The sequence below is a fragment of the Ampullimonas aquatilis genome (assembly GCF_049675895.1).
Classification (GTDB): Bacteria; Pseudomonadota; Gammaproteobacteria; order Burkholderiales; family Burkholderiaceae_D; genus Ampullimonas; species Ampullimonas aquatilis.
Genome location: NZ_CP183834.1, coordinates 2,047,526 through 2,060,455, shown reverse-complemented (window position 1 = coordinate 2,060,455; position 12,930 = coordinate 2,047,526). Strand labels below are relative to the sequence as shown.

Genomic DNA, 12,930 nt, shown 5'->3' with positions numbered 1-12,930 from the left:
TTACTTCATATCCTTGCTTCGTACCTCCTTGGCCGGAGGATTCTCATCCATCAGGATGATCCACCCTTCGGCTTTTTTTATTCTTGATGAAAGGTATTGGATTCAGGACGCAGCGACATGTCAGGCAAGGTGATCCGATCTGTCTTTCCCGATTTAGTCTTCTGGAAAACGTGGATCCCAGAGCAGACGATCGGTTTCCTTGCCGTAGGCCATACCCTTTGGAAAACTGACCATTTCAAGCTGCAAGCCCCAAGGAGCAAGAAAGTATACCCAGGTCAACCCTTGTGCCGGGCCTTCGGTAAACGTGCTTGGTTCATCCAGTACTCGAACACCTTTGGATTTTAAGTAAGCGACGGCTTCGCCCATGTCATCAACATAAAAGGCCAGATGGTGGCCGCCGATATCACTATTTTTGGGCGGTTGAGTTTTCTGATCAGGGGATGCATATTCAAAGACTTCAAGATTGGTGCCATTACCACAACGTAGCATTTGAAAATCCTTGATCTCGGCTCGTGGATGTACGTTGAGATGATGTGTCATCCAGTCATCCTCAAATTTGAAGGCGCCAAATCGGAAGTAAGGTTCACAACCCAGGACATCAACAAAAAAGTTGACGGCTTCATTGAGGTTGGGAACGGTCAGGCCAAAATGCTGGATGCCGCGCATGCCGGGCAGGCTGCCATATTTTGCTGCAGATGTGCTCATGGGTTGATCTCCTATGGGTTGTATTTTGAAAGGAACCGGAATGATAGATACCTGTGATCAGGAATGTTATGTTCCATATTTTCATATAACGCAAAATACGCACCTGTTTTTATAAAATATCTTACATTGCTCGAAACACTCTGGAATCGTGGTTTTGGGCGGTTAAAGGTAAATATGGGCGTTGCTTCGATCGTTATTTTTGAGACAACTGTCGCGCTGATTTGAACAGTTGTCGCTGATTTTCGTATGCAATATCTGTGACTTGAATCTGATAAGGGCATTGACAGGCATAGTCAGCTAGACAAAGGTGGTGTCACGCTGGATCCAAATGTTATTTTTGCAGTGGCGTTGACTAGATTGGAGGCATTCCCGGATTAACTCGGCACTCTCAGCCTTTACGGGTTTGATCATTAAATAGGCTCAGACACCGGTTTTATTGAATTTTTAAACTTGGCAATATAGTGGTTGATCGTTCATTCATTCGGTGATTTGCAGCGAATGAATGACAGTGAGTCAGGTCATCAGATGAAAATCGATCGACCTTTAAAAATGCTTCGCTTGGCAAGTCTGGTGAATTTATCGGATTATTCAAACAACGCAAGGTGAGTATGCAATGTGGTTGTAAATAGCACACTTGATGATCACTCACAATGAAAGACAACTAACCATTTGATAGGCTCTTGTATGACCTAACGCTTGTAAATATGCGGCATGTGGATAGTCGGTTCGGTCTTGGCATGATAGTTGTGTGAAGAAATAAAATTATTTCATACAACTAAAAATGGGAGACAAGTAGTGCGTATCACACCTTTTTCATTATCAATTCTCACGACAGCACTGACTTTGCAGACGAGCAGTGTATGGGCGGCCGATCAGGAGACGCTGAGTGAAGTGGTCGTCAAAGGACAATCACTGACCGAAAGCCGTAATCAACCCTTTACCAGTAAAAAATTTGTGCAGGAAGATTTTCGGGAACGGCAGGTGTCCCAGCCAGAACAGTTGTTTCGTGAAGTACCCGGCATGGAGGTCCGTGGCCTCGGCTATGGCGGTGTTGCCAATTCCATCACTTTACGCGGTTTTTCGGGGGGTGGGCATGGTGGTGATATTGGTTTTGTCATTGACGGCATTCCACTCAATGAATCGTCCAGTCATGCTGATGGTTATGCCGACATGAACGTCATCATCCCGCTTGAGCTGGCTGGCATGACGATTTTCAAGGGGCCGGTATCGCCGTTGTATGGTAATTACAATCGGGCTGGTGTGGTGGCTTTGCAATCGCGCAAGGGGGGTGAATATCGTGAATTTGATGCCCGTCTGGGCAGTTTTGGAACGGTGGATCTGCAAGCCGCAGCAGGTGCTCAGCTTGGTGGGGGAATTTATAACGGTGCTGTGCAACTGTATCGCAGCAATGGTTTTCGGCCACAGTCTGACAATGAGCGGGTAACCGTATCAGGACGTGCTGCCTACGATCTGTCTCCTGATACACAGATTGCATTTTCCGCTCGCGTGCATCGGGCCGAGGCCGATACCGCATCGGTCATTACCAAAGCGCAATACGAACAACGCAATGGTTTTTTTGACAAGGATCCGCATGTTCAGAATGATGGTACTGACAAGGACTTTGCAACTTTGCGGGCTGACCTGAGCCATAGCATCACTCCAGAACTAAAAGCATTGGTCTTTGTGTATGCTACCCGGCAAAGTTTTTCACGCTACTTTACCCGGCTGACCAATGCGACTACCTGGCAACAGCGTTCTGAAGACTATGTCCGGGATGTCATGGGCTATGGTGCCAGTCTGAATGGACAACAGGCATTATTGAGCAAGCCTTTCAAGTGGGTCCTCGGTGTTGAGCATTACAGCGAGGATACGCAGTTCAAGTATGCGGATGCCCTGAATAATCGCAATTTCACGGCGACTACTTTGACCAGCGGTGTGAATGGTGGTGTGGGTACGTTAAATCGCAATCTGACAACCCATACCAATTCGATTCTGGCTCAAACGGAATGGGCGCTTGGCTCACTGTTTCGCCCAACACTTGGTGTGCGTTGGGATCAGATATCGGGTGGTTGTCAGCAGCGTGGTATTGAAACGCGGACGGGTGCAAGTGCCCAATGTAGTGAGATGCCCACCTTTTCTGTGACCACACCCAAATTAGGAGTGCGTTCGACCTGGGTGCCCAGACTGCTAGAAGCCAGAGCCAGTGTCGCCGAAGGCTTTGCACTGCCCAGTGATGCAGCTAAATTCACGACTGGACTGGCAGTCAAGCCCACTACCTTTCGGCAAACCGAAATTGGTCTGACGCTGACGCCTAGCAGTATATGGTACTTGGATCTGGCGCATTTCAAGATTGACAGCAGCGACGAAGTGGCGCTGACCAGTCCGGCAACACTGACCTACAGCAATATTGGCAAGACTCGTCGCGAAGGTGTCGAGGCGGAAATTCATTTCAATCCTGTTGACTGGTTTGAGGCCAGTGCAGCACTAGCGCATTTCAGCTCCAAGGTTACTGAAACTCTGCCTACCAGTCCATTTTTGATCGGATCAGCGGTCACTGGTGTGCCGCGTAATCTGGCCACACTAACGGCGACAGTCAAGCCCATGACCGGTGTTGCTGTAACGATGGTCAGTCGTTCGGTCGGACGTTACGCCATTACACAACCTACTGCCACTGTGGCGCCTTACTACTATGGTGGCTATAACACGTTGGATTTGATGATGAGTTATGAGCCATCCAATTCAGCTGTACGACGCCAGCGTTATTTTGTACAAATCGCCAACTTGGCTGATAAGCGCTACGCCACTTCATCGGGTGTAACCAGTGGCACTCAGACCTACAACCCGGCACCACCAAGGACTTTCACCATTGGCGCTTCCTTGGACTTCTAATTAGATAGGAAAATGACATGACATCATTAAATATTGGTTTGGGAACAATTTTCTGCGTGGCACTGGCGTTGCAGATTACATCGGCTTGTGCACATGATGCCTGGGTTGAGGCACGTGGTGATAGTTATGTGGTTGTCTATGGACATGCTGATAAGCTGGAATCTTTTTCGGCTGACAAAATAAAACGGCTTACCGCCCTCAGTAACAAGGGTATCAATCTTCCTGTTACGATCAAGCCCAATTCAAGCAATGGGGATGCCGTACAGTTCAATATTGCGGGCAAACCAGGATTGGCTATGGTGTTTTTTGATAATGGTTATTGGAGCAAGACGACTGAGGGTTATAAAAATCAGCCCAAATCTGAAGTACCCGATACTATCAGTGCCAGTCATTCGGTCAAATATGGAAAGACTGTCTTTGAATGGGGCGCGGCTGTCACTCAAGTGCAAGGGCAGCAGCTGGAAATTGTGCCTTTGTCTGTGACCAAACCGCAAGCTGGCAAACGGTTGTCTCTCAAGGTTTTGTGGGATGGCAAGCCATTGTCCGGTGGTAAGGTCGAATATGGCGAATACACCAAGGAAAAAACCATTGAAACCGATATCAATGGAACAGCCGAGATACCCGTCACGAGTGGGCGACAGGTGATCTCGGCCAGTCATAAGTATCCCTTGGTCAATGACTCAGCAGCCGATACTTATTCTGCGTCGGCCAATCTTATCTTTGTGGTACCTTGATATTTCAATATTTCAGATGAATCCAGTTTATGTTGATGAGGTATTGATTGGGTAGCATTTCGTGTTTTATTAACCGACAGCTGGCCAGTCTCCTGTTCTTTTTGATGGGGAGCTGGTCAGTTTTTGGTCATGAGGTGCTGAATCAGATCGAACAAAGTATGGCCGTTGTCGTTACCTTGACCTATGCCGATGGCGAACCGTTTTCTTATGAGATTTACGAACTTTATGCAGAAGGCGCTGGACAACCTTCGCAGAAGGGACGTACTGATCTTAAAGGCCGACTTGCTTTTGTTCCTGATGACGTTGTGCACTGGCATTTGCGGGCATTTTCAGAAGACGGTCATGGAGTTGATTTACATTTTGATGCTCAGCCAAATACGCAACTTGGTACAGGTTTCAGACAACAGGCTAACGTCAATACCGACATGCATTTCAACACCAACGTGGGTAGCCGACAAGCTGGACGGGTTTGGCGCTTGGTCACGGGTTTTGCCATGATTGCCTTGTTGGCAATAGTGTTGCTTGGTTATCGGCGTTATGTACGATCTGGCCAGAAATCCCCATGAATTCAGCATGTATATTTTTTGCCATTATTTGCTCATTGATCCAAGGTTATCCTGACGATGCATATTCCTGATGGCTTTCTTTCTCCTCAAACCTATTTGCCTGCCTATGGTGTTGCCGCGCTGGCCTGGACATGGGCCGCACGTGGTGTGCGGCAAGTATTGGATGATGAGGTGATTCCGCGGCTGGCCACAATGACAGCCCTGGCATATGGACTCAGTCTAGTCATGGTGCCGATTCCAGGTGGTACATCGGGGCACGTTGTTGGCGTGGCCATGCTGGCGTTGCTATTTGGTATGCGGCTGGCTTTTCTGGCTTATAGTCTGGTGCTGGTCTTGCAGTCCCTGCTGCTGGGTGCTGGTGGGATGACGGCCTTGCCAGTGAATGCGCTGGCTATGGGACTAATTGGTGCAGTAATGGCTAGGCTGGTATTTCGTTGCTTGTCTGGCTGGCACCAGGATTTTGCGGTACTTGTTGCTGCTTGGGTTTCAGTGGTGGCTGCGGCACTGGTAGTCGCTTTGGTGCTGGGCGCACAACCTCTGCTGGCGCACCGATCCGATGGCACACCATTGTTCTTTCCTTTTGGTTGGCGCATTACCTTGCCAGCTGTGGTGATCCCGCATCTGATTGTCGGTATTGGCGAAGCCATGTTGACCATGCTGGTATGGCGCTTTGCCAAAACACGGCATTGGGACGTGATTTGAACTCGGCAACAACTGACACAGTCTGAATATGGCAATGACTGCTTCAAACTGGTTTTTTTTGTATCTGCTGGCTGTGATTGCGATTGGCTGCATACATCACCCGTTACTTCTTGGCGGCGGACTGTTACTGGCCTTGCTATTGAGTGGGATGATGCGTTGGCGTCTGTTGTTACGTACCTTGCGTGCCGTATTGTTGTTTAATCTGACGGTTAGTGTCAGCTATTTTTTGCTCAGGCAGTCCGACATGTCGTTGTGGGGGTATCTTGTGATGATGAACCTGCGGGTAATGTTGCTGGTCTATCTGGGGTACTGGTTAGTGGCACGTATTAATCTGATTCAGGCTTGTGCCAGCTGGCCAACACTGGGTTTTATTGTGACGCTGGCGATGGGGCAGATTCAGGTTTTCAACCGGATCATTCGCGATTTTCAATTGGCATTTATCAGTCGGCAGATTGTTCGGCCTCGATTGGTCGATCGCCGTCGTGAGGCTGTCGCACAAACACTGTATCTGCTTGACAAGTCGGTGGCTATGGCAACCGAAAGTTCAATGGCAATGCGCTCACGAGGTTGCTTCAATGACCATGCTGGTACTGATAAAAAACAAATGATGTTTTCGCCCGAAAGTGTGCCCAATGATTGAACTTTCAAATGTGTCGTTTGCTTGGCCCGATGGTCTGGCTGTGCTGGATAATGTGTCCTTGTCAGTTAGGGCTGGTGAAAGGTTGGTATTGCTGGGCGCCAACGGTTGTGGCAAATCTAGTCTACTCAAGTTGTTCAACGGATTAATCTTTGCGCAAACGGGTCACTATGCTTATTGTGGTACGACAGTGACTCGCTTAAAGACGCGAGAGCGTGATTGGGGCAACCAGTTTCGACGCGAGATGGTTTTGTTATTCCAACAGCCGGAAGCCATGCTGTTCAATCCTACGGTGCAAGATGAAATAGCCTATGGGCCTCTCCAGCTAGGCTGGTCCGATGTTACTGCCAGAGTAGCACGTTGGGCGCAATTATTGGGTTTGTCGGCGTTGCTGGATAAAGCACCATTTCAATTGTCGGGAGGTCAAAAACAAAAAGTGGCACTCGCTTCAATTTTGGTTCTGGAGCCTGAGGTGTTGTTACTGGATGAACCTACCGCTCATCTTGATCCTGCCAGTGCGGGATGGCTGATTGATTATTTGATCAGTTGCAACAAGACCGTGATCATCAGCACACATCAGCTTTCCATGGCGGCAGAACTGGGGGATCGCTGCCTTGTTATGGGTGAGGGCGGGCAATTGTTATACGATGGTGCTGTGCAAACGGCACTTAATGATATGAGTTTGCTGCAAAAGGCTGGATTGATGCATCGCCATTACCACACCCATAAGAGCATTCATGATAGCCATAGCCATACGCATGATTAAGTATTGACGAATCCAATTGCTCAGCGCTGCTCATGCTGTAACTCTCCTGTACCATATGGTTTTTGGGTCACTGCTTCTAACGGTTATTCATTGGAGTCCGCCAACAGAGATTGCATTGATTTATGCTATCTGGCCAGCTTCGTCAGTCAGGGCAGTGATCTTCCATATGATACTGGAGCCTCATCGTGGAACGATTTACTATTTCTCTTGAAGATAAACTGGCACAAGAATTTGATGCCTGGATTGCACAACGTGCTTACGCCAACCGTTCCGAGGCGGTCCGTGATCTGTTACGGGCTGAACTGGAACGTACTCGTCAAGTACAGGAAGCAAGTTTTCATTGTGTTGCGTGTCTGTCCTATGTGTTCAATCACCATGAGCGAGATCTGGCCGAGCGACTGACGCTGTTGCAGCATGATCACCATGATCTGACAATTTCTACCATGCACGCGCATCTGGATCACGATCATTGTCTGGAGACTGTGATCTTGCGCGGTGATAGTGTGGCCGTGCAGCACTTTGCCAATGCCGTCTGTGCTGAACGCGGTGTGTATCATGGCAAGTTGAACCTGATCACAGTAGAGCAGCATCAGCCACATCATCACCATCATGGTCATCAGTCCAAGGTGGATTCGGCAACTGCTGTGCCGCACATTCATTTCAAACCGTCACACTGATTCTCAGTTTGATGGTGGTTTGGTCATGATGAAGATATTGATTGAAGTGAACTGCCTAATTTTCATACTCCTTGGTAGTAAAAAAATAGTCCCTTTATATATCCACTATAGAAGCCTATTTATATATTTACTACCGATCAGTATCGGTATTTTTGCATGATTCCGACACGTTTCGCAGTGCGGTGGTCAGCTTCTTCATAACGTAAAAAAGGCCACGATCGTGGCCTTTTTTGTACCTGCAAGATGGCTGATCTCAATCTTCGCGACGCAGATGCGGGAACAGGATGACGTCACGAATATTGGGGGAGTCGGTCAGCAGCATGATCAGGCGATCAATGCCGATGCCGCAACCACCAGCGGGTGGCATACCGTATTCCAGGGCACGGATGTAGTCGGCGTCGTAATACATGGCTTCGTCGTCACCAGCTTCCTTGGCCTCAACCTGTTGCTTGAAGCGGTTGGCCTGGTCTTCCGGGTCATTGAGTTCGGAAAAACCGTTGGCGATTTCACGGCCCACCATAAACAGTTCAAAGCGCTCGGTCAGGCCGGGGATGGTGTCGGATGCGCGCGCCAGCGGGCTGACTTCGGCTGGGTAGTCAATGATGTAAGTGGGTTCCCATAATTGTGCTTCGGCGGTTTCTTCAAACAGTGCCAGTTGTAGTGAGCCAAGGCCAGCGGTGCTGATTGGTTCAACACCAAATTTTTTCAGCTCGGTGCGCAAAAAGCCAGCATCCGTCAGTTGCTCGGCGCTGTAATGCGGCGCGTATTGGTTAATGGCGCCGGTAATCGTCAAACGCTGGAAGGGTTTGGAGAGATCCAGTTCACGGCCCTGATAAGTAATGCTGGCAGTGCCCAGTGCATCAATGGCGGCAGCGCGGATCAGCTCTTCGGTAAATGTCATCAGCCATTTGTAATCGGTATAGGCCGCATAAAATTCCATCATGGTGAACTCGGGATTGTGTCGCGGTGAAACCCCTTCGTTGCGGAAGTTGCGGTTAATCTCAAACACCCGTTCAAAGCCGCCGACCACCAGACGCTTGAGATACAGTTCCGGCGCAATACGCAGGTACATCTGCATGTCGAGCGCGTTATGGTGCGTAATGAACGGTTTGGCCGCAGCACCGCCAGGGATGGCGTGCAGCATGGGTGTTTCGACTTCCATAAAACCAGCATCAGCCATGTGTTTGCGAATCGAGCTGATCGCCTTGGTGCGCGCAATAAAGGTATTGCGGGTTTCCTTGGTGACAATCAGATCGACATAACGCTGCCGATATTTGATCTCCTGATCGGCCAGACCATGAAACTTGTCGGGCAGGGGACGTAACGATTTGGTGATCATGCGCAAGGCCGTCACTTCCACAGTCAGCTCACCGGTGCGGGTTTTAAAGAGCTTGCCTTCAGCACCCAGGATATCGCCTAAATCATAATGTTTGAAGGCTTCCAGCGCGGCTTCGCCAGTGATGTCCTTGCTGATATAAAGCTGAATCCGCTCACTGGCATCCTGAATCGTGGCAAAGGCGGCTTTACCCATCAGGCGCTTTAACATCATGCGGCCGGACACCACCACATGTACATTCATTGGCTCCAGTTCTTCTTTGCTGAACGCGCTGTAGCGGGTCTGCAGATCAGCGGCCTTGTGCTGTGGCACAAAATCGTTGGGGTAGGCAATGCCTTGTTCGCGCAGCGTGGCCAGCTTGGCGCGGCGTTCGGCCAAAATCTGATTTTCATCAATTGGCGCAGCAGGCACGGGTGGCACTGGCTGATTGGCGATGGATTTTTTACTGTTATCGGTCATGATCAAATCGTATCGTTATGGTGTGTACTTTATGCGGACTTCAGAAATTCAATATCAATGAAGTGACGACGAAAGCGCAACCGTGATTATGCAGTTTGCAAACAGCCTGCTACCAAAACGTGGCATAGCGTGGCAAAGCAGGCCGACAGGATTACACACCTTGCTTGAGACTGGCTTCAATAAAGGGATCAAGGTCGCCATCCAATACTTTGCCGGTATTGGAAATTTCAACATTGGTCCGTAAATCCTTGATGCGTGACTGGTCGAGCACATAGGAACGAATCTGGTGACCCCAACCCACATCGGTTTTGGAGGCTTCCAGCTTGTCCTGCTCGGCACGGCGTTTGCGCATTTCAAATTCAAACAGACGGGAACGCAACATCGCCCAGGCTTCGGCACGGTTGCGGTGTTGTGATCGGTCGTTCTGACACTGCACCACAATGCCCGATGGCATGTGCGTCAAGCGCACCGCCGAATCGGTCTTGTTAATGTGCTGACCACCCGCGCCAGAGGCACGGTAGGTATCGGTGCGCACATCGGTCGGGTTGATGTCGATCTCAATCGAGTCATCGACTTCCGGATAGACAAACACGCTGGCAAACGAAGTGTGGCGGCCACCTGACGAGTCAAACGGTGACTTGCGCACCAGACGATGTACACCAGTTTCGGTGCGCAGCATGCCATAAGCGTATTCGCCACTGATCTTGATGGTGGCACTCTTCAGGCCAGCCACTTCACCTTCGGACTCTTCGAGCAGCTCAGCCTTGAAGTCTTTGCGTTCAGCGTAGCGCAAATACATGCGCAAGAGCATGGACGCCCAGTCCTGGGCTTCGGTACCACCGGCGCCGGCCTGAATATCCAGAAAGCAGTTGAGTGGATCTGCCGGGTTGTCAAACATGCGGCGAAACTCCAGGTCAGCCACCGTTTTGCCAAGCTGTTCGGTATCGGCAGCGATTGCTTGCAGGGTGTCTTCGTCGTTATCACCGCGCGCCATCTCAAACAGTTCCTGCGAATCGCGCAGACCATTGCAGAGGGTTTCGAGCGTGATCACCACACCTTCGAGGGATTTTTTTTCTTTGCCCAGTTCCTGGGCGTGTTTGGCGTCGTCCCAGACTTTGGGATCTTCGAGCTGTTTGTCGACGACGCTTAAGCGGGCTACTTTGACATCAAAGTCAAAGATACCTCCGAAGTTCTTGCGCACGGTTGTCCAGGTCGGACAGGTTGGCGGCCAGTTGGTTGATGACTTCTGCTTCCATGATTGACTTTTAGGCGGGAGAAAAACAGGACATTATACTGGCCGGACGGATTTTCAGCCCACAATTTTCAGCCTTGGCGCATGGCTGGATCGGGTACAGGGTTGGACGCTTACTCTACGGGCTGGCCTGGTAGAGTGAGTTCATGCTTCCATTTGTCCAGAATGGCTCGCGGGATTTCGCCGACATATTCAAGACCAACCCGAAAGCCTTCTTTGGCCAGCACACTATGCACCGAGCGGCAGTTAAATACGACGCGACTACGAATTGCCTGATTGCCAGGTTCGCTCATGTCGACCGCCACCTTGAATTGCATACCCAATTGCAAAGGCCGATCCATCATCAGTCCCATGCCTCCGATTGAAATATTGATCACGCGTCCACGGATGATGGATTTGTCGGGCAACTGAATCCCAATGGGCCAGTTGACCATGACTCGCGGGTGGCGGCGTTCTTCTTGGGGTTGCATTGGCAATGTGCAAAAGGGTTGATCGGCAAGAGTGTTATCGGCATGGCAAATTGAAACCTGAGTTAGCTATTGTGATGTTTTACCGATAGATGTTCATAGAGTCAGACTGACGATTAACACTTGCATCCAACTGATTTGAGTACAAGAATTGGCATGTGGTGGTAATCAAGGTGGCAAGTCGGCGCAATTGCTTGCCAGTTGACGATGATGGCATCAACGATTGTGGTATGTCGAAGTTTGGTTGATGCGTGTCTGGTATTCAATCAAAAATTCAATTGGATCAATTTTGAGGATCATTGCAATATCAACAAACTCGGTAAAGTCGAGGCGCCGTTCTGCGGTTTCATATTTGGAGACGAATGATTGAGGTTTGCCCAGCTGCAGGGCAACCTCGGCTTGCATCAGGCCCTGTGCCTTGCGCGCGGTCACCAGCATGTCGCGAAAAATGGCGTACTCGTGACGGTGCAGGGCTGCAGGCGATTTTCTGGACATCCGGGCAGTCTAGGGATGTCGTTTGTAAAACCCAAAATGGGATATGTTTTAATATGCCATAGACTGATTGAAGTTGTGACAAACTGAAAATCATATCGTGCAAATGCACGTTTATTTACCAAACAGGATGACCATGAAGTATCAGGAAACGATTGAGCAAAGTGCGGAATTGTTACGTATGATCATTACTTCCATGGCTCAGCATGATGCGGCGTTTCATCCAATCAGCTACAGTGTCTGGTACGAATGTCTGGCGGCACTCAATGTGCCACTCCAGCAGGCAATTGATGGTGCCTGCAAGACAGAAACCCGTTTATCAGAGCAGACAGTTCGTACCTTGTATCAAAAATATATCGCTGAGGTGGATGAGGCTTTGGCCGCTCATGCGGCAGAACAGTTTCAACAAATTCTGTCTGATATGACCACGACCACCGACATTGCCCGATTTGAATCCAAGACTTACGAAAGCGCCTTGATGCAGTGGCAGACTGAGACACAGGACCAGTCTGTGCCAGACAGGCTGCAGGCTGGTGTCACTGTTTTACTGCGCGATACCCAGACCATGCAAAAGACGCTTGCGACATTGCAAAATACGCTGGACAGCAGTGCCAATGCCATTGATGAGTTGAAACGTGAATTATCTCGTGCTCGCAGTGAAGCCTTGACCGATGCCTTGACGGGGCTGGTCAATCGCAAGGGACTCGATCAAAGTCTGGATGCTTTATTGTCGCTTTGGGAACTGGACTCACCGCCATTTTGTCTGGTCATGATCGATATTGATCACTTCAAGCGCATCAATGACAGTTATGGTCATTTGATGGGTGACAAGGTATTGCGTGCGGTAGCCCAAATGCTGAAGGCGGCGGTCAGAGGCAGCACCACCGTGGCACGGTATGGTGGCGAGGAGTTTGCCATTGTGTTACCGCAAACCAGTGCGCCTGACTGTTTTGCGATTGTGGAACGACTGCGGCTTGGTATTGCCAAAAGCCGAATTCGCAAGGTGACATCCAATGAGATGATTGACAGTATTACGATTTCAGCCGGGATTGCCTGTTATCGGCCTGATGAATCAATTTCAGATCTGCTGGGACGCGCTGACGCGGCACTCTATCAATCCAAAAGAGGTGGCCGGAACCGTACCACGATGGCGAGTTGATCAAGGTGTGTTTGAATATGAAATACCTGGTCAGAAAAGAGGCCGTTGCCAATGCTGGTCAGCCTGACCGACATATGTCATATGTCATG

13 protein-coding genes are annotated in these 12,930 nt (G+C 49.7%); 8 read left to right on the top strand and 5 right to left on the bottom strand.

What is annotated here, in order from left to right; translation table 11 throughout:
- Window positions 1-153: 153 nt before the first annotated feature.
- Window positions 154-705 carry a VOC family protein gene (locus tag ACMYR3_RS09485; RefSeq protein ID WP_424191614.1) on the bottom strand — a complete coding sequence of 184 codons (552 nt, stop codon included), beginning with the start codon at window positions 703-705 and terminating at the stop codon, window positions 154-156.
- Window positions 706-1,500: 795 nt separating this feature from the next.
- Between ACMYR3_RS09485 and ACMYR3_RS09480 the strand changes: the two genes are divergently transcribed.
- The 7 genes from ACMYR3_RS09480 to nikR all read left to right on the top strand — a co-directional run bounded on the left by ACMYR3_RS09480 (window position 1,501) and on the right by nikR (window position 7,676).
- Window positions 1,501-3,594, top strand: coding sequence for a TonB-dependent receptor (locus tag ACMYR3_RS09480; RefSeq protein ID WP_424191612.1), 2,094 nt, complete (start codon window positions 1,501-1,503; stop codon window positions 3,592-3,594).
- Between the two features lie 17 nt (window positions 3,595-3,611).
- Window positions 3,612-4,328 carry a DUF4198 domain-containing protein gene (locus ACMYR3_RS09475; protein ID WP_424191610.1) on the top strand — a complete coding sequence of 239 codons (717 nt, stop codon included), beginning with the start codon at window positions 3,612-3,614 and terminating at the stop codon, window positions 4,326-4,328.
- Between the two features lie 47 nt (window positions 4,329-4,375).
- Window positions 4,376-4,894 (top strand): hypothetical protein, encoded by a 519-nt coding sequence (locus tag ACMYR3_RS09470; protein ID WP_424191608.1) that lies wholly within the window; start codon window positions 4,376-4,378, stop codon window positions 4,892-4,894.
- Window positions 4,895-4,951: 57 nt separating this feature from the next.
- The gene (locus tag ACMYR3_RS09465) at window positions 4,952-5,596 is read left to right on the top strand and encodes an energy-coupling factor ABC transporter permease (RefSeq protein ID WP_424191606.1); all 645 of its coding nucleotides are present in this window, start codon (window positions 4,952-4,954) and stop codon (window positions 5,594-5,596) included.
- Between the two features lie 34 nt (window positions 5,597-5,630).
- Window positions 5,631-6,236, top strand: a complete 606-nt coding sequence (locus tag ACMYR3_RS09460; protein ID WP_424191604.1) for an ABC transporter permease — start codon at window positions 5,631-5,633, stop codon at window positions 6,234-6,236.
- On the top strand, window positions 6,229-6,999 hold the full coding sequence (locus tag ACMYR3_RS09455) for an energy-coupling factor ABC transporter ATP-binding protein (protein ID WP_424191602.1): 771 nt from the start codon (window positions 6,229-6,231) through the stop codon (window positions 6,997-6,999). The genes ACMYR3_RS09460 and ACMYR3_RS09455 overlap by 8 nt, the downstream gene beginning before the upstream one ends.
- Window positions 7,000-7,184: 185 nt before the next feature.
- Window positions 7,185-7,676 (top strand): nickel-responsive transcriptional regulator NikR, encoded by a 492-nt coding sequence (nikR, locus tag ACMYR3_RS09450; protein WP_424191600.1) that lies wholly within the window; start codon window positions 7,185-7,187, stop codon window positions 7,674-7,676.
- Between the two features lie 253 nt (window positions 7,677-7,929).
- Here the strand turns inward: nikR and lysS are convergent, their stop codons facing one another.
- The 4 genes from lysS to ACMYR3_RS09430 form a co-directional block, all read right to left on the bottom strand.
- Window positions 7,930-9,471: a lysine--tRNA ligase gene (gene lysS / locus ACMYR3_RS09445; RefSeq protein ID WP_424191598.1), complete on the bottom strand. Its 1,542-nt coding sequence runs from the start codon at window positions 9,469-9,471 to the stop codon at window positions 7,930-7,932.
- Between the two features lie 151 nt (window positions 9,472-9,622).
- Window positions 9,623-10,727 (bottom strand): peptide chain release factor 2 gene (gene prfB, locus ACMYR3_RS09440; RefSeq protein ID WP_424191596.1). Its coding sequence is split into 2 segments (ribosomal slippage): window positions 9,623-10,645 and window positions 10,647-10,727, totalling 1,104 coding nucleotides; the frame shifts between segments, so codons are not numbered across the junction.
- Between the two features lie 109 nt (window positions 10,728-10,836).
- Entirely contained in the window at window positions 10,837-11,193 is a 357-nt protein-coding gene (locus tag ACMYR3_RS09435; RefSeq protein WP_424191594.1) for a PilZ domain-containing protein, read from the bottom strand.
- Window positions 11,194-11,406: 213 nt separating this feature from the next.
- Window positions 11,407-11,685, bottom strand: coding sequence for a helix-turn-helix domain-containing protein (locus ACMYR3_RS09430; RefSeq protein ID WP_424191592.1), 279 nt, complete (start codon window positions 11,683-11,685; stop codon window positions 11,407-11,409).
- 133 nt (window positions 11,686-11,818) lie between these two features.
- On the opposite strand from ACMYR3_RS09430, the gene ACMYR3_RS09425 reads away from it, so the two are divergent.
- On the top strand, window positions 11,819-12,841 hold the full coding sequence (locus tag ACMYR3_RS09425; RefSeq protein WP_424191590.1) for a GGDEF domain-containing protein: 1,023 nt from the start codon (window positions 11,819-11,821) through the stop codon (window positions 12,839-12,841).
- Window positions 12,842-12,930: the final 89 nt, after the last annotated feature.

Coding starts and splice junctions, on each gene's coding strand:
- ACMYR3_RS09485 (WP_424191614.1), bottom strand. CDS start 705: ATGAGCACATCTGCAGCAAAATATGGCAGCCTGCCCGGCATGCGCGGC.
- ACMYR3_RS09475 (WP_424191610.1), top strand. CDS start 3,612: ATGACATCATTAAATATTGGTTTGGGAACAATTTTCTGCGTGGCACTG.
- ACMYR3_RS09465 (WP_424191606.1), top strand. CDS start 4,952: ATGCATATTCCTGATGGCTTTCTTTCTCCTCAAACCTATTTGCCTGCC.
- ACMYR3_RS09460 (WP_424191604.1), top strand. CDS start 5,631: ATGACTGCTTCAAACTGGTTTTTTTTGTATCTGCTGGCTGTGATTGCG.
- ACMYR3_RS09455 (WP_424191602.1), top strand. CDS start 6,229: ATGATTGAACTTTCAAATGTGTCGTTTGCTTGGCCCGATGGTCTGGCT.
- lysS (WP_424191598.1), bottom strand. CDS start 9,471: ATGACCGATAACAGTAAAAAATCCATCGCCAATCAGCCAGTGCCACCC.
- ACMYR3_RS09435 (WP_424191594.1), bottom strand. CDS start 11,193: ATGCAACCCCAAGAAGAACGCCGCCACCCGCGAGTCATGGTCAACTGG.
- ACMYR3_RS09430 (WP_424191592.1), bottom strand. CDS start 11,685: ATGTCCAGAAAATCGCCTGCAGCCCTGCACCGTCACGAGTACGCCATT.
- ACMYR3_RS09425 (WP_424191590.1), top strand. CDS start 11,819: ATGAAGTATCAGGAAACGATTGAGCAAAGTGCGGAATTGTTACGTATG.